Origin of the sequence: Bradyrhizobium barranii subsp. barranii (assembly GCF_017565645.3) — a bacterium.
In the GTDB taxonomy this organism is placed as follows: Bacteria; Pseudomonadota; Alphaproteobacteria; order Rhizobiales; family Xanthobacteraceae; genus Bradyrhizobium; species Bradyrhizobium barranii.
On record NZ_CP086136.1, the window covers coordinates 9,960,635 to 9,983,658 of the forward strand.

General features: G+C 65.3%; 23 protein-coding genes. 10 read left to right on the plus strand and 13 right to left on the minus strand.

Translation table 11 applies throughout. The features are described 5' to 3' along the window. Positions 1-74: 74 nt before the first annotated feature. Positions 75-830 (minus strand): SURF1 family protein, encoded by a 756-nt coding sequence (locus tag J4G43_RS48435; protein ID WP_166345710.1) that lies wholly within the window; start codon positions 828-830, stop codon positions 75-77. Beyond that, a complete protein-coding gene (locus tag J4G43_RS48440) occupies positions 827-1,228 on the minus strand; it encodes a DUF983 domain-containing protein (protein WP_208089094.1) in 402 nt (133 codons plus the stop codon). Before J4G43_RS48440 ends, J4G43_RS48435 begins: the two co-directional genes overlap by 4 nt. A 155-nt stretch (positions 1,229-1,383) precedes the next feature. On the opposite strand from J4G43_RS48440, the gene J4G43_RS48445 reads away from it, so the two are divergent. Beyond that, positions 1,384-2,421, plus strand: coding sequence for an IS110 family RNA-guided transposase (locus tag J4G43_RS48445; protein ID WP_038381005.1), 1,038 nt, complete (start codon positions 1,384-1,386; stop codon positions 2,419-2,421). A 421-nt stretch (positions 2,422-2,842) separates the two neighbouring features. Here the strand turns inward: J4G43_RS48445 and J4G43_RS48450 are convergent, their stop codons facing one another. From J4G43_RS48450 to coxB, 6 genes are all read right to left on the minus strand, one after another. Next, the gene (locus J4G43_RS48450) at positions 2,843-3,739 is read right to left on the minus strand and encodes a cytochrome c oxidase subunit 3 (protein WP_208067435.1); all 897 of its coding nucleotides are present in this window, start codon (positions 3,737-3,739) and stop codon (positions 2,843-2,845) included. A gap of 79 nt (positions 3,740-3,818) precedes the next feature. Beyond that, positions 3,819-4,469 carry a cytochrome c oxidase assembly protein gene (locus J4G43_RS48455; RefSeq protein ID WP_208089095.1) on the minus strand — a complete coding sequence of 217 codons (651 nt, stop codon included), beginning with the start codon at positions 4,467-4,469 and terminating at the stop codon, positions 3,819-3,821. A 5-nt stretch (positions 4,470-4,474) separates the two neighbouring features. Beyond that, positions 4,475-4,651, minus strand: coding sequence for a cytochrome c oxidase system small membrane protein (locus J4G43_RS48460; protein ID WP_014498510.1), 177 nt, complete (start codon positions 4,649-4,651; stop codon positions 4,475-4,477). Then, on the minus strand, positions 4,648-5,592 hold the full coding sequence (locus tag J4G43_RS48465) for a heme o synthase (protein ID WP_166076593.1): 945 nt from the start codon (positions 5,590-5,592) through the stop codon (positions 4,648-4,650). Before J4G43_RS48465 ends, J4G43_RS48460 begins: the two co-directional genes overlap by 4 nt. A gap of 61 nt (positions 5,593-5,653) precedes the next feature. Next, positions 5,654-7,279: a cytochrome c oxidase subunit I gene (ctaD, locus tag J4G43_RS48470; protein WP_063980765.1), complete on the minus strand. Its 1,626-nt coding sequence runs from the start codon at positions 7,277-7,279 to the stop codon at positions 5,654-5,656. A gap of 87 nt (positions 7,280-7,366) precedes the next feature. Continuing rightward, on the minus strand, positions 7,367-8,206 hold the full coding sequence (coxB, locus tag J4G43_RS48475) for a cytochrome c oxidase subunit II (protein WP_208089096.1): 840 nt from the start codon (positions 8,204-8,206) through the stop codon (positions 7,367-7,369). 447 nt (positions 8,207-8,653) lie between these two features. On the opposite strand from coxB, the gene J4G43_RS48480 reads away from it, so the two are divergent. The 5 genes from J4G43_RS48480 (at position 8,654) to J4G43_RS48500 (ending at position 12,451) form a co-directional block, all read left to right on the plus strand. Beyond that, the gene (locus tag J4G43_RS48480; protein WP_071916898.1) at positions 8,654-9,187 is read left to right on the plus strand and encodes an invasion associated locus B family protein; all 534 of its coding nucleotides are present in this window, start codon (positions 8,654-8,656) and stop codon (positions 9,185-9,187) included. 119 nt (positions 9,188-9,306) lie between these two features. Then, a complete protein-coding gene (gene tldD, locus J4G43_RS48485) occupies positions 9,307-10,734 on the plus strand; it encodes a metalloprotease TldD (protein ID WP_208089097.1) in 1,428 nt (475 codons plus the stop codon). Further along, on the plus strand, positions 10,731-11,507 hold the full coding sequence (gene lepB / locus J4G43_RS48490) for a signal peptidase I (protein ID WP_085402626.1): 777 nt from the start codon (positions 10,731-10,733) through the stop codon (positions 11,505-11,507). The genes tldD and lepB overlap by 4 nt, the downstream gene beginning before the upstream one ends. A gap of 23 nt (positions 11,508-11,530) precedes the next feature. Continuing rightward, positions 11,531-11,872 (plus strand): MmcQ/YjbR family DNA-binding protein, encoded by a 342-nt coding sequence (locus tag J4G43_RS48495; RefSeq protein ID WP_208089098.1) that lies wholly within the window; start codon positions 11,531-11,533, stop codon positions 11,870-11,872. A 12-nt stretch (positions 11,873-11,884) separates the two neighbouring features. After that, positions 11,885-12,451 carry a nucleotidyltransferase family protein gene (locus tag J4G43_RS48500; protein WP_208089593.1) on the plus strand — a complete coding sequence of 189 codons (567 nt, stop codon included), beginning with the start codon at positions 11,885-11,887 and terminating at the stop codon, positions 12,449-12,451. Here the strand turns inward: J4G43_RS48500 and J4G43_RS48505 are convergent, their stop codons facing one another. Continuing rightward, the gene (locus J4G43_RS48505) at positions 12,452-13,315 is read right to left on the minus strand and encodes a LysR family transcriptional regulator (RefSeq protein WP_208089594.1); all 864 of its coding nucleotides are present in this window, start codon (positions 13,313-13,315) and stop codon (positions 12,452-12,454) included. Positions 13,316-13,412: 97 nt separating this feature from the next. Here J4G43_RS48505 and J4G43_RS48510 point away from each other — a divergent pair, with 97 nt between their 5' ends. Further along, complete coding sequence (locus J4G43_RS48510; RefSeq protein ID WP_208089099.1) at positions 13,413-14,324, plus strand: DMT family transporter; 912 nt, start codon at positions 13,413-13,415, stop codon at positions 14,322-14,324. A 13-nt stretch (positions 14,325-14,337) separates the two neighbouring features. Further along, positions 14,338-15,111 carry an MBL fold metallo-hydrolase gene (locus J4G43_RS48515; protein WP_208089100.1) on the plus strand — a complete coding sequence of 258 codons (774 nt, stop codon included), beginning with the start codon at positions 14,338-14,340 and terminating at the stop codon, positions 15,109-15,111. A 159-nt stretch (positions 15,112-15,270) separates the two neighbouring features. Here J4G43_RS48515 and J4G43_RS48520 read toward each other — a convergent pair whose 3' ends face one another. The 3 genes from J4G43_RS48520 to J4G43_RS48530 all read right to left on the minus strand — a co-directional run bounded on the left by J4G43_RS48520 (position 15,271) and on the right by J4G43_RS48530 (position 20,739). Continuing rightward, positions 15,271-16,041, minus strand: a complete 771-nt coding sequence (locus J4G43_RS48520) for a TIGR02186 family protein (RefSeq protein ID WP_208089101.1) — start codon at positions 16,039-16,041, stop codon at positions 15,271-15,273. Next, positions 16,038-16,955, minus strand: coding sequence for a sulfite exporter TauE/SafE family protein (locus tag J4G43_RS48525; protein WP_071916904.1), 918 nt, complete (start codon positions 16,953-16,955; stop codon positions 16,038-16,040). The genes J4G43_RS48520 and J4G43_RS48525 overlap by 4 nt, the downstream gene beginning before the upstream one ends. Before the next feature lie 298 nt (positions 16,956-17,253). Continuing rightward, positions 17,254-20,739, minus strand: coding sequence for a tetratricopeptide repeat protein (locus tag J4G43_RS48530; RefSeq protein ID WP_208089102.1), 3,486 nt, complete (start codon positions 20,737-20,739; stop codon positions 17,254-17,256). Between the two features lie 319 nt (positions 20,740-21,058). On the opposite strand from J4G43_RS48530, the gene J4G43_RS48535 reads away from it, so the two are divergent. After that, complete coding sequence (locus tag J4G43_RS48535) at positions 21,059-21,808, plus strand: outer membrane protein (RefSeq protein WP_208089103.1); 750 nt, start codon at positions 21,059-21,061, stop codon at positions 21,806-21,808. A gap of 12 nt (positions 21,809-21,820) precedes the next feature. Here J4G43_RS48535 and J4G43_RS48540 read toward each other — a convergent pair whose 3' ends face one another. Then, positions 21,821-22,411, minus strand: a complete 591-nt coding sequence (locus J4G43_RS48540; RefSeq protein ID WP_028159994.1) for a PadR family transcriptional regulator — start codon at positions 22,409-22,411, stop codon at positions 21,821-21,823. Positions 22,412-22,606: 195 nt separating this feature from the next. Here J4G43_RS48540 and J4G43_RS48545 point away from each other — a divergent pair, with 195 nt between their 5' ends. After that, entirely contained in the window at positions 22,607-22,993 is a 387-nt protein-coding gene (locus tag J4G43_RS48545; RefSeq protein WP_063980754.1) for a nuclear transport factor 2 family protein, read from the plus strand. Positions 22,994-23,024: the final 31 nt, after the last annotated feature.

Genomic DNA, 23,024 nt, shown 5'->3' on the forward strand with positions numbered 1-23,024 from the left:
CCACCCTCGTGAATATGTCCTGAATAATAAACCCCGGGCGATACCGGGTTCCCTCCAGGAACCTACGGAAAATTTCAGGTCGGGTGCCGCCGTCCCCTCGCCCAGACGCCGAATGCGATCAGCACCGCGCCGGCGAGCGCGAACCAGGTGATGGCGTATTGCAGATGATCGTCCTTCAGATGCACGTCGAGCGGGCCGGGACGCGGAATGCCGTTCTCCGGCACCGGCCGCTCCAGGTCGATGTAGAACGGCGCGACCGTGCCCCAGCCGAGCGCCCGGGACATGGCGAGATGATCGCGGGTGAACCACAGCCGTTTGTCACGCTCAGCGTCAGGCATCAGCACGCTGGCTGTTTCGGGGAAACGGACGTAGCCGGTCAACATCGCCGGCTTGTTGGTAATGAGTCGCGCGACCGCCCGATCCTGCAGGGCGCGGTCCTGTTGGGTGTTCGGCACGAAGCCCGCGTTGACCGCGACCATATCGCCGCCAGGCAGTCGTGCGGGAAGGAAAGCCCAGGTGCCGGGGCCGGAAATGTCGGAGCGGATGGCGGAGCCGGAACTGTAGACCATCGCATCCAGACGGGACTCGTAGGTCGCCGTAAATGTGACCCGACGGAATTCGTCCCGCTCCGGCGTCAGCGTGCTCCATTGCGACGGCGGCGGCAACGCAACAGGTGCCGCCGCGAGACGCTCGGTCAATGCGGCGATCAACTGATGTTTCGCGACGCGGCGCTGCAATTGCCAGACGCCGAGCGCGACCAAGACGGCGGCCAGGAAAAGCGTGAACAGCGCGAAGCCGGCCACGCGGGGCTTGCGCGCGGTCTCGTTCATTTCGCGCGGTCGACCAGCCGGCCCGGCGCCGCCTTGTGGTGGAATTGCAGCGCGATCAGCAGCGACTTCATCGCGCGCAGCGGCAGGAGCGTGGTCGCGAGGATCAGCGGCAGCCACAGCGCGGCATGCAGCCAGTACGGCGGCTGGTATTTGACCTCGACGATCAGCGCGCACGCAACGACGATCCCGCCGGCCAGCATGATGATGAAGATCGCAGGACCGTCGCCGGTGTCGATGAAGGCATAGTCGAGGCCGCAGCGGTCGCAGCTGGGCGCGAGCGTCAGGAAGCCCGCATAGAGCTTGCCCTTGCCGCAGCGCGGGCACTTGCAGGCAAGCCCGCGCAGCGCGCTTTGCAGGACGGTCGTCTCGGGCTCGGATGGGCCGGCGGTATCGTTCATGATGACGGACTCTAGAGCATTATCGGTTCTGATTGAATCAGATGGGGTATTCGGCCTGTTGCTGAGCCCCGCGTTAGCAGGGTGCTGCGCTTCAGGTTGATGATAAACGTGGTCTGTTTTCGAACAGCCACAAGCATCAGACGGAGAAGCGCAGCATGAAACATTACGCTGGACTGGACGTGTCGGTCAAAGAGACGTCCCTGTGCATTGTCGACGAAACGGGCCGCATTTGCCGGGAAGCGAAGTTGGTGAGTCACCCGGACGATCTTCTTGCTGCACTCAACGATCCGATTTGGCGGTTTGATCGGATTGGGCTCGAGGCTGGACCGCTGTCGCAATGGCTGTTCAGCGGGCTGGCGGAGGCTGGCCTGCCGGTAATCTGCATCGAGACGCGACATGCCAAGGCGTTCCTCAAGGCGCAGGTGAACAAGAGCGACCGCAATGATGCGCGTGGCATTGCGCAGATGATGCGCGTCGGCTTGTTCCGGCCTGTCCACGTCAAGACCCTGATCAGCCAAAAGCGACGGGTCCTGCTTGCCGGTCGCAAGCTGCTTCAGGAGAAGGCCATTGCCATCGAGAATGACATTCGTGGGCTGTTACGCAACTTCGGCTTGAAGGTCGGAATTGTGGGGGTGATCGGCTTTGAACAACGTATCCACGAACTCGTCGGCGGTCAGCCGGAGCTGGCCGAACTCATGGAACCGCTTCTCGTCGCCCGACGCGTTTTACGCGAACAGTTCACACAACTGCATCGCAAAGTGCTTCTACTTGCCCGGGAAAGCGAGGTCTGTCGTCGGTTGATGACGATCCCTGGTGTCGGCCCCGTCACGTCGCTGGCCTTTATCAGCACGATCGACGTTCCCGCCCGCTTCAAGAGTTCGAAAGCCGTCGGGCCGTCCCTTGGATTGACGCCAGTTCTCAACCAGTCCGGCGAAAGCCACCGCATCGGCCGGATTTCGCTGTGCGGTGATGAAGCCATGCGAGCGCTACTCTATGAGGCCGCACAGGTCATGCTGACGCGGGTGCAGAAATGGTCCTGGCTCAAGGCGTGGGCCATGCAGATCGCCAAACGACGCGGGCAGCAGAAGGCGATCGTCGCTTTGGCGCGGCGGCTCGCCGTCATCATGCACCGCATGTGGAGCGACGGAACGGAATTCCGCTGGACACGGGAGGCCACGCCCGCGGCACAATAGTGCGACGCGCGGTCCACGCACCCGTTGTTTAGCGGGAGGAGGTCCCTCGCGGGACGATGGACGAGATGAGTTCGCTTTGGGCTCTTGTACGGTCGCGTCCTTGCGATCAGCACGCGAGTCAGATTGTTCCGTCTCGTTCTACTGATCCCATGCTGGGAGAGCCATACGGCTGATCCCGAAGAGAAGCACGGCCCCGCGAGCGGTACCGAACCCAAGGAGGCACCCAATCAAGCCCTTGACTAAATCCGGCCGAATAGAGAAGAACCGAAGCTCTAGATTCTTGCTTTGATGCGATTTCTTCACGCGAACCGGTATCCACTTCGCTCGAAAACGCTCAATCACAGTTTCCGCCAAAGCTTCCGGCGGCCCAAAAGCCAAAGGGCGGCCCAGCGGCCGCCCTTTCTGATCGATCCAATGCGGCTCAGTGCGCGCCGTGGGCCATGGTCTCGGCGCCGTGTCCCCACACATAGATGCAGAGGAACAGGAACAGCCAGACCACGTCGACGAAGTGCCAGTACCAGGCGGCGAACTCGAAGCCGAGGTGCTGTGTCGGCGTGAAGTGGCCGGCATAGGCGCGGAACAGGCAGACCAGCAGGAAGATGGTGCCGACCAGCACGTGGAAACCGTGGAAGCCGGTCGCCATGAAGAAGGTCGCGCCATAGACGTTGCCGCCGAACGAGAACGCCGCGTGGCTGTACTCATAGGCCTGCACGCAGGTGAAGAGCGCGCCGAGCACGACGGTGAGGATCAGGCCGTATTTCAGGCCCTGGCGATCGTTCTCGAGCAACGCGTGGTGCGCCCAGGTCACGGTGGTGCCTGACGTCAGCAGGATCAGCGTGTTCAGGAGCGGCAAATGCCAGGGATCGAAGGTCTCGATGCCATGCGGCGGCCAGGTGCCGGGCACGGCGCAGGCGCCGGCCGCGGTGCCGAGACCGCAGCCGAACACGGCGTCGCGCGTGGCGTGGACGGCGTCGGCCGGGAACAGCGCTGCGTTGAAATAGGCCCAGAACCAGGCGACGAAGAACATCACCTCGGAGGCGATGAACAGGATCATGCCGTAGCGGTGATGCAACTGCACGACGCGGGTGTGATCGCCCTTGTACTGGGCTTCCTTGATCACATCGGCCCACCAGCTCGCCATGGTGTAGATCACGCCGACGGTGCCGGCACCGAAGATGATCGGCGCGGCCGAGAACATGTGGTGCATCCAGGTGATCGCACCGACCGCCATGACAAAGGCCGAGATGGAGCCGACGACGGGCCACGGGGAGGGATCCACCAGGTGGTAGTCGTGATGCTTGGTGTGCGCCGTTGCCATTTGCGGTCTCTCTCCTCAATCCCGTGCCCGTCCGGCACTTATCCCCTTGTGTCCAACCCCCGCGGCATGAGCCCGGCGGTCAGAGATTTCCCTTGCGTTTGTCGTCTTCGCCCGACGCCAGCGGCTTCACCACGGGATCGCGCACCGGATAGAACGTGTAGGACAACGTGATCGTGTTCAGCCCGTCGTTCTCGTGATCGTCGGCGATCGACGGATCGACGTAGAACACGACCGGCATCTCGCGCTTCTCGCCGGGCGCCATGGTCTGTTCGGTGAAGCAGAAGCAGTTGATCTTCTGGAAGTAGGAGCCGACCGTCAGCGGGGCGACGTTGTAGGCCGCCTGGCCCGCGGTGGTGCGCGCGGCCTGGTTGGTCACGGTGTAAAAGACGGTCACGACCTGGCCGATATTGACCTCGATCTCGCTCTGCTCCGGCTCGAACTTCCAGGGCAGGCCGGGCGCGACGTTGGAATCGAAGCGCACCGCGATCTTCCGCGCGATCGGGCCGGTGGCGGGCGCGGACGTCGCGACCTGCGTCGTGCCGTTGAAGCCGGTGGCGCGGCAGAACCAGTTGTAGAACGGCACCGCCGCGTAGGAGGCACCGACCATCAGCGCCACCACGCCGCCGCAGATCGAGGCGACCAGCACATCGCGGCCAAGACCCTTGGAAGGCCCACGCCCCTTGTTGGCCGTCCGGTTCTGATCCCGCGATATGGTGGGCTCTCGATCCATGCTTCCTACATCGGCCGGACGAGGACTGCCGGTCCCTTGACGATGGTGACGGCGAAGAACAGCACCACGAGCACGCCGAGCGCGAGCGCGATCGCGATCGAGCGCTGGCGGCGGCTCTTCTTCTGCGCCTCCGTGAGGACGATTCCATTCATCTCAGGTTTGTCGGCCATTCCAGCGATCATGCGCCCCCTACCATCGGAGCAAGCGCCCGGAACACGACTTCGGCCAGCAGGGTCGCAAACAGCGCGAACAGATAAAGGATGGAGAAGGCGAACAGCTTGCGGGTCGCGCGCAGCGATTGGCTGCGCTCGCGGCGGACATAGACGTTGATCGCGAGCACAAGCATGCCGGCGCCGAGGATCAGCGAGACGATGCCGTAGATGGCGTCGAAATAGCCGAGCGCCCACGGGGCGGCGGCGACCGCGATCAGCACGATGGTGTAGAGCAGGATCTGAAGCCGCGTCGCGTCGGGACCGGCGACGTTGGGCAGCATCGGAATGCCGGCACGCGCATAGTCGTCGGAGCGGAACAGCGCCAGCGCCCAGAAGTGCGGCGGCGTCCAGAAGAAGATGATGGCGAACAGCAGCAGCGGCTCGACGTCGACCGTGCCCGTCACCGCGGCCCACGCCACCACCGGCGGCAGCGCACCGGCGGCGCCGCCGATCACGATGTTCTGTGCGGTCCGGCGCTTCAGGATCATCGTGTAGATCACGACGTAGAAGAAGATGGTGAAGGCGAGCAGCGCGCCGGCGATCCAGTTGACGAGGATGCCGAGCGTCATCACCGAGAAGAAGGCGAGCGTCATGCCGAACGCCATCGCCTCGGGACGGGTGATGCGGCCGCGCGGAATCGGCCGGTTTGCCGTGCGCGACATCTTGGCGTCGATATCGCCCTCGAGCGCCATGTTGAGCGCTCCGGACGCGCCGGCACCGACCGCGATGCAGAGCAGCGAGGTGATGGCCAGCACCGGGTGGAAATGCCCGGGCGCCATCGCCAGTCCGACCAGCGCGGTGAAGATCACCAGCGACATCACCCGCGGCTTGAGCAGCGCAATGTAGTCGCCCACCTCCGCTTCGGAGATGCGGGGATCGATGTCGATGGCGTTGTGGTCGAGGACGGACACTAGTTTTGACTCGCTTCGCTAAAGAGCCGCGGCGCCCGTCACGGGCGCCGCGAGCGTTGGCTTACTGCACGCGGGGCAGCACTTCGAACTGATGGAACGGCGGCGGCGAGGGCAGCGTCCATTCCAGCGTGGTCGCGCCCGCACCCCACGGATTGTCGCCGGCCGGCACCTTTTTCGCGAAGGCGTCGAACACGCAGTAGAGGAAGATCAGCACGCCGAAGCCGGAGATGTAGGAGCCGACCGAGGAGACCAGGTTCCAGCCGGCGAACGCGTCGGGATAGTCGACGTAGCGGCGCGGCATGCCCGACAGGCCGAGGAAGTGCTGCGGGAAGAACACAAGGTTCACACCGATGAAGGTGACCCAGAAGTGCGCCTTCGCCAGCGTCTCATTGTACATGTAGCCCGACATCTTCGGGAACCAGTAGTACCAGCCGGCAAAGATCCCGAACACCGCACCGAGCGACAGCACGTAATGGAAGTGCGCGACGACGTAGTAGGTCTCCTGGAGCACGCGGTCGACGCCGGCGTTCGCCAGCACGACGCCGGTGACACCGCCGACCGTGAACAGGAAGATGAAACCGACCGCCCAGATCATCGGGGCACGGAACTCGATCGAGCCGCCCCACATCGTGGCGATCCACGAGAAGATCTTCACGCCGGTCGGAACCGCGATGACCATGGTCGCGGCGACGAAATAGGCCTGCGTCGCCGAGGACATGCCGACCGTGTACATGTGGTGCGCCCAGACCACGAAGCCGATGCCGCCGATCGCCACCATGGCGTAGGCCATGCCGAGATAGCCGAACACGGGCTTGCGCGAGAAGGTCGAGACAATCTGGCTGACCATGCCGAAGGCGGGCAGGATCAGGATGTACACTTCAGGGTGACCGAAGAACCAGAACAGATGCTGGAACAGCACGGGATCGCCGCCGCCGTCCGGCGCGAAGAACGTCGTGCCGAAATTACGGTCGGTGAGCAGCATGGTGATCGCACCGGCGAGCACCGGCAGCGACAACAGCAGCAGGAACACCGTCACCAGGATCGACCACACGAACAGCGGCATCTTGTGCAGGGTCATGCCCGGCGCGCGCATGTTGAAGATCGTGGTGATGAAGTTGATGGCGCCGAGGATCGACGAGGCGCCCGCCAGATGCAGCGACAGGATCGCGAAGTCGACGGCCGGGCCCGGATGGCCGGAGCTCGACAGCGGCACGTACATGGTCCAGCCGGCGCCAACGCCGTTGGCACCCGGCTCGCCCTCGACGAAGGTCGACATCAGCAGCAGCGCGAAGGAGGCCGGCAGCAGCCAGAACGAGATGTTGTTCATGCGCGGGAATGCCATGTCGGGCGCGCCGATCATCAGCGGCACGAACCAGTTGCCGAAGCCGCCGATCATTGCGGGCATGACCATGAAGAAGATCATGATCAGGCCGTGAGAGGTCACGAACACATTATAGGTGTGCGTTTCGTGGAAGATCTGCACGCCCGGATACATCAGCTCGGCACGGATCGCGATCGACATCGCGGCACCGATGACGCCGGCGATGACCGCGAAGATCAGGTACATCGTACCGATGTCCTTGTGGTTGGTCGAATAGACATAGCGCCGCCATCCGGTCGGATGGGCGTGCTCGTCATGTCCGTGGTCTTGCGCGTGATCGCCGTGTGCCGCTGCGCTCGTTGCCATTTTCAAATCCTGCCTTGCGTCCCGTTCGGACCTTCTGCGGTCCCGCCCTTTATGTCGCTTTCTGTCCCTCGAGCCTTCGCCCGGCGCTTACTGCGTCGGGCCGGCCGCGGAGGCGAAAGTGCTGGTGCCGCCGCCCGCATATTTCTTCTTTGCAGTTTCGACCCAGGAGGCGAAGTCCTTGTCCTCCACGACGCGAATCGCGATCGGCATGAAGGCGTGGTCCTTGCCGCAGAGCTCCGAGCACTGGCCGTAGAACATGCCGGTCTTGGTGGCCTTGAACCAGGTCTCATTCAGCCGCCCCGGAATGGCGTCGATCTTGACGCCGAAAGCCGGCAGCGCAAAGGCGTGGATGACGTCCGCGCCGGTGACCTGGACACGAATCACCTTGTTGACCGGCACCACCATCTCGTTGTCGACGCCGAGCAGACGGGGCTGCTTGTCCTGGGCCATCAGCGAGTCGAACTCGAACTTGCCGTTATCAGGATAGGCATAGGACCAGTACCACTGCTTGCCGGTGGCCTTGATGGTCAAATCCGCCTTCGGCACGTCGAGCTCGAGGAACAGCAGGCGGAACGACGGCACCGAGATACCAACCAGGATCAGCACCGGAACGAGCGTCCAAGCCACCTCGATCAGCGTGTTGTGCGTGGTCCGCGACGGCACCGGATTGGCCTTCGCGTTGAACTTCATGACCACGATCACCAGCAACGCCAGAACGAACAGCGTGATCAGCGTGATCAGCACGAACAGAAAGTTGTGGAACCAGACGATATTGTCCATCACCGGCGAGGCGGATTGCTGGAGCGTCCATTCCCACGGCGCCGGCTGCCCGAGCTCGGCGTATGCCGCACCGCCCGTCGCCAGCGTCAGACCCGCCACGGCCAATCCCAGCAAGTGCCGGCCCACATGGCCCATCGACATCCTCATGCCGTTCGCGCTCCCCTAACGAAATCACCCCAAGTGCATCCCCCTATTTCCGGGAAACGCTTATTCGATCCGCCCGTCTGACAAACCGCCGCGCAAGAATACCTCTAAGAGGAATTGGGGCCAGATCGCTAGAACGCCGAAATCAAGCCTCTCAAACCATAATTCTTGATCTATCGCAATGCAGTCTTGAGCCCCGTCTGTCAGCCATCACCCGCAAGATATTTCCTAGTAACATCAGAGAAAAATACCGTTTCCCGGGATGCCGCGGCTTGACAGCGGCATTGCCCGCGGTAGGCACTGGCAGACAACCGCGCAGGAACCTGATTCGTGCGGGCGATGGCGGTGTGGGCGGCGCGGAATTTGCTTGCGAATCGCCTTCAAGACGCCGTCATTCCCGTATCAGTCCGCCAGGCGTGAGCGACCCAGGCGAGCAGAGGGACCGACCCGATGGGGTTTTCGAGAAGCATGGCAAGGCAGGCGAATGGCCTCACGATGCTGGCGGCCCTGCTGGCGGTGGTCGTTGTCATGGCGCTGCCGGGCCTCGCCCATGCGCAGGGCGCGGTGCGCTCCGTCCATGGCGACTGGCAGATCCGCTGCGACACCCCGCCCGGCGCCCAGACCGAGCAATGCGCCCTGATCCAGAGCGTGGTGGCGGAAGACCGCTCCAATGCCGGCCTCACCGTGATCGTGCTCAAGACCGCCGACCAGAAGAGCCGGCTGATGCGGGTGGTGGCGCCGCTCGGCGTGCTGCTGCCCTCCGGCCTCGGGCTGAAGCTCGACAACCAGGACGTCGGCCGCGCCGGCTTCGTCCGCTGCCTGCCCAATGGCTGCGTCGCCGAGGTCGTGATGGACGACAAGCTGCTCGGCCAGCTCCGCACCGCCAAGACCGCGACCTTCATCATCTTCGAGACCCCGGAAGAAGGCATCGGCTTCCCGCTCAGCCTGAACGGGCTCGGCGAGGGCTATGACAAGCTGCCGTAGGCGGCAGGCGCGTCCGCGCGCGGCGAATCCTATCGTTTCGTAATGTGGCACCTGGCACCCTCGCGGAACCGCCGGGAAACCATTATCTTGCCCTACATCTTCCGATAATGGACGGACGCATGACCAATCCAGCCACAACCTCCCTGCTCGACCGCGCCAATCTCGACCGCGACCAGGTTCGCAACGAGCTCGCACGCGGGCTTGCTGGTGCCGACGACGGCGAATTGTTCCTCGAATACAGCCAGACCGAAGCGCTGATGTTCGACAATGGCCGGCTGAAGCAGGCGACCTATGACACCTCGCAGGGCTTTGGCCTGCGCGCCGTCAAGGACGACGCGGTCGGCTATGCCCATTCCTCCGACGTGTCGCTGCCGGCGCTGATTCGCGCCGCCGACGCGGTCGCTGCCGTGCGCGGCGGCTATTCGGGCAGCTTCGCGGCCCCGCCGGCGCATACCAACGTGCGGCTTTATAGCGACGACAATCCGTTGGATGCGCCGGGCTTCGAGACCAAGGTGAAGCTGCTCGCCGAGATCGACGCTTACTTGCGCGACAAGGATCCGCGGGTGCGGCAGGTCAGCGTCAGCCTGGGGGCGACCTGGCAGGTCGTCGAAATCCTGCGGCCCGACGGCGAGAGCTATCGCGACATCCGCCCGCTGGTGCGCGTCAACGTCTCCGTCGTTGCCGGTCAGGGCGACCGCCAGGAGAGCGGCAGCAAGGGCTATGGCGGCCGCGCCGGCTATGCCGAATTCATCGAGAGCAAGAACTGGCGCGACGCCGCCGACGGCGCGCTGCGCGAAGCCCTGGTCAATCTGGAATCGATCCCCGCCCCCGCCGGCGAGATGGACGTCGTGCTGGGGGCCGGCTGGCCCGGCGTGATGCTGCATGAGGCGGTCGGTCACGGCCTCGAAGGCGACTTCAACCGCAAGAAGACGTCGGCGTTCGCCGGCCTGATGGGCCAGCAGGTCGCAGCCAAGGGCGTCACCGTGGTCGACGACGGCACCATTGCCTCGCGCCGCGGCTCGCTGTCGATCGACGACGAGGGCACGCCGACCAACCGCACCGTGCTGATCGAGGACGGCATTCTGGTCGGCTACATGCAGGACCGCCAGAACGCGCGCCTGATGAACATGAAGCCGACCGGCAACGGCCGCCGCCAGGGCTACGCCCATGTGCCGATGCCGCGCATGACCAACACCTACATGCTCGCGGGCGACCGCGATCCGGCCGAGATCCTCGCCTCCGTGAAGAACGGCGTCTTCGCCGCGAATTTCGGCGGCGGCCAGGTCGACATCACCTCGGGCAAATACGTGTTCCAGTGCACCGAGGCCTACAAGATCGAGAACGGCAAGATTGGCGCGCCGCTGAAGGGCGCCATGCTGATCGGCAACGGGCCGACCGATTTGCATCGCATCCGCATGATCGGCAACGATCTCGCGCTGGATACCGGCATCGGCACTTGCGGTAAGAACGGTCAGGGCGTGCCCGTCGGCGTCGGCCAGCCGTCGCTTCTGATGGAACGTATTACTGTAGGTGGAACGGGCGCATGAGCGTTGAGAAGGTAACTGTCACCGCCAAGCGGAAGAGCAGCGGCTGGGCTGGTCAGCTGATGCAGCTCGCCGGCATCGTCGCCGCCGTGTTCATCGCCAAGGGCGCGCTCGCCGAGCCGTTCTACGTGCCGTCGGGTTCGATGGAGCCGACGCTCCTGATCGGCGATGCGCTGCTCGCCTCGAAATTCCCCTATGGCTACGGCACCTCGTCGCTGCCGATCCAGATCAACCTGCCCGAAAGCGGCCGGGTCTTCGCGGAGACGCCGAAGCAGGGCGACGTCGTCGTGTTCCGCTGGCCCGGCGATCGTTCGCAGGCCTGGGTCAAGCGCGTCGTGGGTCTGCCCGGCGACCGCATCCAGATGCGGCAGGGCCAGCTCTTCATCAACGACCGTCCCGCCGAGCTGAAGCCGGATGGTGTCGGCGCAGCCGAAGACGACAATGGCGGCAGCGAGCCCGCCTACCGCTATGTCGAGACGCTGCCGAACGGCGTGTCGCATCTGATCTTCAAGATGCGCGACAACGGTCCGCTCGACAACACGCCTGAAGTGACGGTGCCGCCCGGCCATCTCTTCGTGCTCGGCGATAACCGCGACAATTCCGCCGACAGCCGCGTGCCCCTGCGCTCCGGCGGCGTCGGCCTGCTGCCGATCGACAATCTGGTCGGACGCGCGGATGCCGTGCTCGGCTCCTGGGATCTCGGCATGCGCGGCCAGCCGGTGTGGACCTGGCTCTCCGGCTTCCGGCTCGCGCGATTCTTCACCGCCGTGCACTGAGCTGATCCCAAGGTCTTGATCAAATGACCTTCGACGACGTCAGAAAATTTGCGCTGACGTGGCCGGAGGTCGAGGACGGCGCCTCCTACGGCACGCCGGCACTGAAAGTGCGCAAGAAGATGCTGGCGCGGCTGAAAGAGGACGGCGACAGCCTTGTCATGCCCGACGTTCCCATCGACGAGCGCGCCATGCTGGTCGAGAGCCAGCCAAAGATCTTCTATTTCACCGATCACTATGCCGACTATCCGATCGTGCTGATCCGCCTGTCCAAGGCCAAGCGCACGATCGTCGAGCCGTTCCTGCGGCGGCGCTGGCGCGGCCTCGCCTCGAAGACGGCACGCGCCGCGTTCGATGCCAGCGCGTGAATGATGGCCGCGATGGATCGCGACCGCTTCCTCACGCTGGCGCTGAAGAACCCGGTCAATGTTGCAATCATCGGCGAGCTCGCCTCGCTCGCGCTTCCCGATGCGTGGCTGGTGTCGGGGTGCCTGGTGCAGACGGCGTGGAACGTACTCACGGACCGCGCGGTCGATCATGGCATCGCCGATTACGACGTGTTCTATTTCGATCCTGACACCTCATGGGAGGCGGAGGACACGGTGATCCGCACGCTGCACGCGCGGCTCTCGCATCTCGGCGTCAAGATCGAGACCCGCAACCAGGCGCGCGTGCACCTTTGGTATCCCGGCAAGCACGGCCTGCCCTATCCGCCTCTAACCTGCTCGACCGACGGCATCGACCGTTTCCTCACGCAGAACACGCAAGTCGGTGTGAGGCACGCAGGCGACGGCTTTGAGGTCTACGCGCCGCACGGCTTCGACGACATAACCGGATTGATCGCGCGGCCCAATCCGGGCCCGAACTTCTCTGCGTCGAGTTACGCGGTGAAGGCCGCGCGATGGAAGGCGTTGTGGCCGGAGCTCACGGTGATTGCCGCGGAGTGATCACGCCGCCTTGGCCTGTACATTGTCGCAGAACTCCGCGAGCCGATCCGCAAGCCGCAGCGTTGCGGGGCTGGCGTCGGGCGAAGCCATCAGCGCCACTTCGGTCCGGTTGATCGGCTCAAATCCGTCCTTCGCCGTCAGCACGCGGTGGTCGGACTGGATCGACATTTCCGACAAGATGCTTAAGCCCATGCCGGCGGCGACCGCAGCCTGGATGCCCGCGAGACTCGATGACGAGTAAGACATGTGCCAGGCGCGGCCCGCGCTTTCCAGCGCGTGGATGGCGCCGGCGCGATAGAGACAGCCGAGCGGAAATCCGATCAGCGGCACCGACGAGGCGTTGACATCGACCGGATGGCTCTTGCTCGTGACCCAGTGCACCCGCTCCGGCCACACCGCGATGGCGCCCTTCGCCCCGGCCTCGCGCTTGAATAGCGCGAGGTCGAGCTCGCCGCGTTCGAGGTCGCGCGACAGGTTCTTGCTCTGGTCGGCGCGCACATCCATTCGCAGGCCCGGATGTGAGCGCGAGAAGGCGCCGAGCAGTCTTGCCAGCCGGTACGCCGCAAAATCCTCGGGGATGCCGAGCCGGATCGCGCCCTCGCTGTCGGGCTCGCGCAGCACGTCGCGCGCCTCCCCGGCGAGCGTGAGCAGCCGCCGGGCATAGGACAGCAGCCGTTCGCCGGCCTCAGTGGGGCGCACGTCCTTGCCGTCACGGTGCAACTGCACCTGGCCGACGTCCTCCTCCAGCCGCTTGATCTGCTGGCTGACGGTCGATTGCGTGCGGTGGACGCGCTCGCCGGCGCGGGTGAACCCGCCGGCCTCGACCACCGAGACGAAGCTGCGCAGGAGCTCCAGGTCGAGCACGGCCGCCTCCATTCGAAAATCCACTGATTGGAAGTTAATCATTTAATTTCCAAATGGCAAGCCGTCTCCCTGATCGAGGGCTCAGGAGAATGCCCTCATGTCGCTCGCCACCTCGCTTCCCGCAGCCCCCAGCCGGTTCAACACGCTACCGCTCACGATCGGACTGTTTTGCCTGCTCTGGAGCTATGCCTTCGTCGCCGGCAAGATCGGCGTCACCCATTGCCCGCCGCTGATCCTGCTCGCCGCGCGCTTCTCGCTCGCCGGTCTCCTGATCCTCGGCGCGACGCTGATCCGCGGTGATGGCTGGTCATTGTCCTGGCGCGATGCCGCGATTTTCGCCGTGCTCGGCATCGCCAACAATGCGCTCTATCTCGGGCTCGGCTACACCGGCCTGCAATCGGTCTCTGCCGGCCTCGGCGGCCTGATCGTCTCGGCCAATCCGGTCTTCACGGCGGCGCTCGCCGCGTTGCTGCTTGGCGAAGGCATGACCTGGCGCAAGGCGGGCGGTCTCCTGCTCGGCATCATCGGCGTGACCCTGATCGTCTGGCATCGCCTGTCGGTCGGCACCGACTCCCTGCACGGTATCGTCTTCACCCGGGCCTCGCTCGCCTCCATCGTCGCCGGCACGATTCTGTTCAAGCTGCTCGCGCCGAAGGGAAGCCTGTGGATCGGCAACGGCGTGCAGAACCTCGCCGCCGGCATCGTGCTGACGCCGGTCGCGTTCACCTTCGCCGACGTCCACGCAATCGATTTCACCCCGGGCCTGGTCGGCGCCTTCGCCTTCCTCGTGCTCGGCGGCTCGATCCTCGCCTACTGGCTCTGGTTTCATCTCCTGAAAGTGTGTGGCGCAACGGCTGCGAGCGCCTATCATTTCCTGATGCCGCCGCTCGGCATGCTGTTCGCCTACATCGTGCTCGGTGAGCATGTCGAGGCCCGCGACCTGCTCGGCATCATTCCGGTCGCGCTCGGCATTTACCTGGTGACGCGCCCCGCAAAGCCCGTTGCGTAAGAGGAGCTTTCTGATGCCCATTTCCATCACCCTGATCGGCGGCCCCACCGCGCTGATCGAGATCGACGGCTTCCGCCTGCTCACCGATCCGACCTTCGATGCGCCGGGCGCCTATCAGCTGCCGCATGTGACGCTGGAAAAGACGATCGGGCCGGCGATGAAGGCCGATGCGATCGGCCCGATCGATGCCGTCCTGCTCAGCCACGACCAACACTCGGATAATCTCGACAATTCCGGCCGCGCGTTTCTCAAACACGCAAAGCGCGTGCTGACGACCGAGGCCGGCGCAAAACGCCTGGCCGGCCATGTCGAGGGCCTCGCGCCCTGGGCGACCTCGCATCTGAAGGACCGTGACGGCAACACGCTGACGATCACCGCGACGCCGGCGCGCCACGGCCCGGCCGGCATCGAGCCGCTGTCGGGCGACGTCATCGGCTTCGTGGCGTCCTCGAGCCGGACGGACACGAGCGACGTCTACATCAGCGGCGACACCACCTGGTTCGACGGCGTCGCCGAGGTCGCGCGCCGCTTCAAATGCGGCGTGGTGCTGCCGTTTGCGGGCGCGGCGCAAACGCGCGGGCCGTTCCACCTCACCATGGACACCAACGACACCATCGAGACGGCGCGCGCCTTTCCCGATGCGATGATCGTGCCGCTGCATACCGAGGGCTGGGCGCATTTCCGCCAGGACGGCGAGGATCTGCGCAAGACCTTTGATGTGCTCGGCTTCGGGACCCGGTTGCGATTGCTGGAGCCGGGCGTGCCGACGGTGGTTGAGGCGCCGTGAGCCTCAGCTGTCATGCCCCGGCTTGACCGGGGCATCCAGTACGCCGCGGCGGTCGTTGCGAGAGCGAGCTATTCGACGAAGGCCTCTGGAATACTGGATCGCCCGGTCGAGCCGGGCGATGACGGGAGGAGAGAGTGGTGCTCCTCGCAATGACGGACGCTAATCCTTCCGAAACACGATCGACGCCATCCACCCCGTCATCAGCGCCATCGCGGCCGTCGCGAGGCCATAGATCAGCCCGTGCTGCCGCGCACTGGTCGCGACGAACTGCTCGAAGCCGACCTTGACGATCTCGAACGCGGTCTCGGTCTTGGTGACCAACGCGCCGTTCGCGAACAGTTTGATTTCCACCTCATAGGTGCCGATCGGCACCTCCTCCGGCAGTGGAATGCCGGTACGGAACAGCGTCGGTGTCAGGAACGTCACCGCGCTCGGGTCCTCGCGATAGAGACCTTTCTGGGTTCGCAGGCGGATGAAGGCCGAGCGGAACGCGTCGTTCGGCACCACGTCGGCATAGTCGCCGCTGACCCGTTGGGTCAGCAGCACATTGTTCAGCCCGATCTGCTGCCGCCGCGCGATCTCGGGTGAGGTGATGACATCGAAGGGGCGGTTGGCGAACAGCGCGAGATAGCTCGGCACCGCCAGGAACTGCCGGTAGTCGGTGTTGATCCAGATCCCGAAGGTGCGCTCCTTGCGCCGGGTCACCATGTCGGCGCGCGGGCCCATCACGGTGACGACGAGATCGTAGCTCTTGCGGTCCGCGGGCGTGGAGGCGTCCTTCTCGACCGAGCCGAACAGCACCAGTTCCTCGCCGGAATAGTTCGGCGTCACGGTGACGCGATGGTTGGAGACCGACACGATCAGTCGCTCGGCACGCGCGGCTGGGCCGAGCAGCAGGAGGAGAAGGACTGCGAGAGCTGCGCGCATCATCCGCTCACTCCCAATTCACGGATGGTGAAGAGATCCTCGGGCCGGATCACCAGCTCGATGGCGAAGCGGACGCCGACCGAAAGGATCAGCAGGCCCAGCAACAGCCGCAGCTGCTCGCCGCGGATCTTCTGGCCGGCGCGGGCGCCGAACTGCGCGCCGGTGACGCCGCCGACCATCAGGATCAGCGCCAGCACCGCGTCGACGAGGTGATTGGTCACCGCGTGCAGCAAGGTCGCGAACAGCATCGTGACCAGCGTCAGGACCATCGAGGTCCCGATCACGGTCGAAGTCGGCACCCGCAGCAGATAGATCATGATCGGCACCAGGATGAAGCCGCCGCCGATGCCCATGATGGCGCCGATGAAGCCGATCACGATGCCGACGATCACGACAGGAATAACCGAGAGGTAGATCTTCGAGCGCTTGAACCGCATTTTCAGCGGCAGGCCGTGGATCCAGCTGTGCGTGCGCCGTGGCGGCACCGCGCCGCGACGGGTCCGCATCAGGGCGCGCAGGCCCTCGGAGAACATCAGGCTGCCGACCGTGGTGAGCAGCACCACGTAGGACAAGGCGATCATCAGATCGAGCTGGCCGAGCGCGCGAAGCTGCGTGAAGGTCCACACCCCGAGCGCCGTGCCGGTGACGCCGCCGCATAACAGCACACTTGCCAGCGCCGGATCGATCGCACGCCGCCGCCAGTAGGACAGCGCACCGGAAAACGAGGAGGCCGCGATGTGGCTCGCAACGGAGGCGACCGCGACCGCCGGCGTGATCCCGATGAAGATCAGAAGCGGCGTCATCAGGAAGCCGCCGCCGATCCCGAACATGCCGGAGACGAAGCCAACCGCCGCACCCATCGCCAGCACCAGGAAGATGTTGACCGGCAGATCGGCGATCGGGAGATAGAGCTGCATCGAAGGACCACACTCCGGCGAAATGGATCGATTGCGCGGGAATGCTCGCCGGACGGTCGGAACGATTGCCGCGCCCCTCAATAGCGGAATTCGTTGTCGAGCGGGACCATGAATTTAGGCGTGGTGAATGCGGCGCGAGAGCTGTCTCCCCTCACCCTGAGGAGCCTGCGCAGCAGGCGTCTCGAAGGGCGAGGCCCGGATCGGTGGTGGGGGCCTGCATGGTTCTCGCGGCGATGCGAAGCATCGTCCGCTACGCACGCCAGGGCGCGCTCCTCACCATGAGGAGTGAGAGTGCGCTCTAGTGCGCCGCCGAGGCCGAGCGCTTGGTCGCGACCGGCTTCGGCGCAGGCTTTGCGTTCGCCTGCGGCGCGCTGTCCCAGCCGCCGTTCGGGGCGGGAACATTGACCGCGTCGTCGGGCTGCGGCTCGGCGCTGAAAGTCTGGATCGCGAGCTTGGCGGCGGCGAGCGACTGCGGATCGAGCCGCTTGGCGACGTCGTCGCGCTTGCCCGACGCATCCGCGTCACCCTGGGCGGCTGCGAGAGTGAACCATTTGTAGGATTCGGCGAGGTTCTGCTCCACGCCGATGCCGCGGGCATAGAGGATGCCGAGGTTGAACTGGCTGTCGGCGACGCCGCGATCGGCGGCCTTGCGGAACCACTGCGCCGCGCTCTTGTAATTGGCGCCGCGTCCGCCGCCGTCGGCGTCGAGCACCGCGAGATTGTGCATCGCCTTGGCGTTGCCGCGCTCGGCGGCTTGCGTGTAGTAGCGGCGGGCGATGTCGGCGTCCTTCTTCACCCCGAGGCCCTTCTCATAGAGCGTGCCGAGGCGGAAGGTCGCGGGCACCACGCCGGCCTGCGCCGCGCGGTCGTACCATTTGGCGGCTTCATCGTAATTCGCAGCGACGCCCTTGCCCTCGGCAAAGCGCACGCCGATCTCGTAGGCCGCGGTCGCATCGCCCTTCATCGCGGCGGTGCGCAGCACCGGACCGCCGATGCCGTCAGGGAGCTTCTCGCTCGGCGGCACCTGGATCATGCCGAGCCTCGCGCGGCTCGCGCCCGACAGCGCGCCGGTGACGTCGTTGCTCGCCGCAGGCGGTGGTGGCGTCGCGGGGACCGGCGGGATTTCGACCGAAGCCGAGCTGCCCGACCCTGCCATAGGAGCCGGCGCGGGCGTCGGCGAGGTCATCGACGGCGTGACCTGCTCGGGCGTGGCAGGCCTGGTCTCGACCGGCGGCGGCGGAGCCTGCGGCGCGGGCGCGCTCGACGAATTCTCCATCGCCTGCGGTGACGGTGGCGGGCTGCCGCCATCGAGCAGGTTCATCGCCATCTTGAAGGTGCCGAGCACGATCACGACCACGCTGGCGCCGACCAGCAGCGAGCGGATCTTCGAGGTGATGGTCGAGCCGCCTTCCTGGCCCTTGTCCTTGGTGCGGCCTGCGATGGCCGCCTTGGCAGCTGCCTTTGCACTTGCCTTGGCACCGCGGGCCGGCTTTTCCGGCTGCGCGGCGGCGGCCTGCGCGGCGCGGCGTGCGGCCGCGATAAAGCTCGACGACGACACCGGCTCTTTCGGCGCGGCGGGGATTTCGCTGATCGCGCTTTCGGACGCGGCAATGCGCTCCGAGGGCGTGGCGACGCGGCCGCCCGGCCGTGTGCCCGGCTCGAGCGGATGGTCCGGCGGCAATTCCGGTGCGAGCGCGGCGCGCGCGGGCGCCGTGTGCGGCTCGAGGATCTCGCTGATCGCACGCGGCGGAACGGGCGGTGCGGTTGGCACCGGCGGCGGCGCGGCCGGTGCGGCGGCATGGAATTCGCGCGGCGCGGCGACGAAGGCGCCCTGTGGCGGCTGTTGCGCGGCGGCCGGGTTCTGCAGCTCCGGCTTCGGATCGTATTTCGGCTGCTGCTGCGGCTGCTGCCACGGCTCGCGCGCGACGGGCGGGGGCTCCATGGGCGCGGCCATCGGCATCGACATGGACGTCGAACTGGGCATCGGCTGCGGCGCGGGTGCCGGCGGCGCCGTGCGCACCGCGCGCAGATCACCCTCGATCATCGAGAGGCGATCGACGACATGGCCGAGCGCGCTGTGCACGGCCTCGAGCGAATCCTGGGTGCTGCGGTTGGTCTCGGCCTGGCTGAAGCGGATGTCGGAGAGCTCGCGCTTGACCAGATCGACCATGCCGGAATCGGCAGACGGCGCCGAATTGCGGCTTTCGGCGAGGGCGGAATAGGTCGCCTGCTGCCGCTCCAGATGCCGCAGGATGTCGTGCAGCCCGTCCTCGACGCGGCTTAGATTGCCGTTGCGCGGATCGGAGGCGGCTTCGATCCGCTCCAGCAGATACGAGACCCGCTGTTCGAGATGCGCAAAGGTCGACGCGGAATCGTTGCCGACCTGCATGCGGTCGAAACGGTCCGACAGCGCGCGGATCGCGGCTTCGAGATGCTCGCTGCTCTCGGTGGGCTGCGGCCGCTCGCGCGTTTCCAGCGCGGCGGTGAGCGCCGCGATGCGCTGCTCCAGTACCGCAAAGCTGTCGCTGGGGCCGGACGAGCGGGTGACCTGGTCGACCTTGGAGGACAGCAGCTGCACGTCGTCGGAAAGACGCGCCAGGGCTTCGTTGGAGGCGACGTTGGAGACGATGCCGCGCAGCGCCGAGATCGCGCCTTCGAGCTGGCGCACCGTCGAGGGGTCGTCATTGGCGCGCAGGATCAGATCGAGCTTGGCGCCGAGATTGCGGATCGCCTCGTCGTAGCCGGTGAGCTGCTCGGCCGGCGTCAGCGTGCGCAGCACCTGCTTGATCTCGGACAGCGCGTGCTCGATGCCCGACAGGACCTGGCCGTCCGTCCCGGACGAGCGGGTCTCGTCGATGCGACGATGCAGCGAGCGGATCTCGTTCTCGATCGATTCGATCGCGCGGCGCGGCATCGCCTCGGTAATGGCGTGGCGGATCTCGGCAAGCTCGCTGCGGAAGGCGTTGATCGCCTGCTCGGTGTTGTCAGGGCGCTGGAGCGACTCGATCTGGCTCGTGATCTTGAGCAAATGGCGCTCGAGCGACGAGAAATCCGGCCCCGGCTGCGGGGGCGGCGGTGCATAGGCAGGCGCGGGCGGCGCCATCGGGGGCGCGAAAGGAGCTGCCGTCGGTGCAATCGAGGGTGCTGCGCGTGGCGGCATCTGCCGCGGCGTAAAGCCGTCGAGCTCGCTCTGCCGTGCCGTGATCTCGGCGACCGCAACGTCGAACGACGCGGGGCTCAGGGGAGGTGAATTGCGATAGACCTGTGCGGCCGCGCGCTCGACCATATCGGCCTGGCGCTGGCGCGTCTCGACGGGTGCCGGAGCCGGTGCCGGCCGCTGAGGCTGCTGCGGCTTTGAGATTTGCGACAGCCGCGCATCGAGCCGCGAGATCGCGTCGTTGAGCTGGCGCGCGACGCCCTGCTCGCGCGAGACGTCTGGTCGCGACGCGTCCTGTCGTGAAGCATCTTGGCGCGGCGCGGGCTTTGAAATCCGTTCGATCTGCTGGGTGATCGCGTCGAGCCGCTGGTGGATATCGGCGACGTCGCGGCTCTCCTGGCTCGGCATCTGTTGCGGGCGCTGATCTTGGCGCTGATCTTGGCGCTGCTCTTGACGTTGTTCTTGGCGTTGATCGTAAGGTCCGCGAAAATTCGGCGGGGCCGTCTCGCCGAGCGTGGAGTTCAGCCAATCGTTGAGTGACATGCCGGCACGACGCGCAGCAGCTTCGGCCCGCTCCCTGACGGATGGATCGATGCCGTCAACACTCCACGATACGCGCGAATTCATGACTCTGTCCGGTTCCGACTCCGGCGCCCCACCCGGCGCCTCCAGCCTCCCCACGCGTGCCGGTTGTGAAGACAATCGGATTTGGCGCGGGTCGTCTGCCTCGAAAACCGACTTTTTCCTGTTACGGTAAATAACGGGTTAAGGAACGCGTTGCCGGTGTCTTAAAGTTGGGCGCCGGGAACCCGATTGCCGCCGTTGGCCCCGCCCCAAAGCTGCGTCCCGACAAAGATTTCGCCACGCGCCCGATCCGCACGTCTCAATGGATAGAGAGCGGCCCGATCCACGGGCGGGTTCTTGCCTGACTGGATTGTTGGCTGACATGAAAAGGTTGCTCGTGGCCGCGATGGCGGCCGGACTGGCATCGCATGCTGTTGCCGCCGATGCCCCGGCGGCAGCGCCTGCGGTGAAGGCACCGGCGCCCGCGGGATACAATTGGACCAGCTGCTATGTCGGCATCCAGGGCGGCGGCAACTGGGGCAAGAGCGAGCATGTCCGGCGCGCCGGCGACGACTCCGGGCCAACGATCACAGGAACTTTCAATCTCAGCGGTGCTGCCGTCGCGGGCGGTGTCTTCGGCTGCGATTTCCAGATCGAAAAGACCGTGCTCGGCTTCGAGAACGACGCGTCATGGACCAACCAGCACGGCAAGGTGCAGGATCTGCCGCCCTTCAACGTCGGGGTGACGAGCGGCACGCGGGAAAAATGGATCGATATGTTCCGCGGCCGTGTCGGTTACGCGCTCGATCAGTTTCTGATCTATGGCACGGCCGGTATCGCCTTCGCCGGTACCGAGGTCACCGTGTCCAACCAAGTGGTGCAGGTCACCAGCTCCCAGACCCGCACCGGCCTGGCGGCCGGGCTCGGTGGTGAATGGGCGGCCTATGTCGATACCTGGGGCGCCGTGACCCTCAAGCTCGAATATGTGCACGTCGATTTTGGCAGCAAACGATATGTCGATCCGCCGATCAGCGGCGCCGTCACCCGCGACGTCCGGCTGACGGACGACATCGTCCGCGCCGGCGTCAATGTCCGGTTCAACTGGGATAAGCCGGTCGTCACAAAGTACTAGGGCTGCGCAGGCTCAGCCCTTCCCCTCGCGCTTGCCGTCCTCCAGCGGCACGACCGTGCCCTTGCCGCTCATCGCCGATAGCGCCTGGAGCGCCTCTTCGCAGAAATCGGCCACCATCTGCTCGTGGCGGGCACCGAGCTGAAGCAGCAGCAGATTGCCGAGGTCGAGCACGCCCGACGCCGAGCCCTCCGGGAATCGCTTCTTGAGGATCCGCTCGTAATTCTCGTGCCGGTCGCGGTGGTGCTCCAGCCGGGCCATCAGATCGGTGCGCATGGGCTCGATGTCGATGCTGTCGAGCGCGTGCAGCCGCACCAGCAGGTCGTCCTTGATCGAGGGCGGTGTGCTCGGCCGCGCGGCCCAGTGCCGCAGCGCTGTTCGGCCCTCGGGAGTCAGCGTATAAATCAGTTTGTTGGGCTTGCCCGATTGCACGACCTCGCGGCCCTGGATGTAGCCGCGGTCGCGCAGCTTCGAGAGCTCGCGGTAGATTTGCTGGTGGTCGGCTTTCCAGAAGAAGCCGATCGAGGAATCGAATGTCTTGGCGAGCTCGTAGCCCGTCATCGGACGTTCCGTCAGGCATGCGAGGATTGCGTCGCCGAGCGCCATGGTACCAGCTCCCTTTCGAGGTCCCGACCAATTGACTTGACTTTATGCGCATCGGTGCATATGCGTCAATGTGCATATGAGGCGGGCTTCAGACCCGCCCTTATCGGCCATCGCGCTACTGTGCATGGGGTTGTTTTCGCGTTTTTGCCAAGGCCTTTGATCAACAAGGCCTTTGATCAAGGGAGGCACCTGAGAATGACCGGCCTCGATTCCTGGTACGCCTTTATGAAGTCCCACGACCGCGCCGCGCTCTGGGACCTGCTCCATCCTGACGCCGTGTTCGAAAGCCCCGTGGTGCATTCGCCCCAGCGAGGCCGCGACATCACCTTCAAATATCTCGCCAGTGCCGAGAAGGTGCTCGGCGGTCCCGGCTTCACCTATGTCGGTGAGTGGAAAAGCGCCAATGGCGCGGTGCTCGAATTCAAGAATGTCATCGACGGCATCGAGATCAACGGTGTCGACATCATCACCTTCGATGCCGAGGGACGCATCACCAATTTCAAGGTGATGGTGCGTCCGCTCAAGGCGATCAACATGCTGCACCGCCTGATGGCGGAGCAGTTGGCCGCCGCTCAATCATAAGTCAACATCATCACTTCAGACCGCCTGCCGG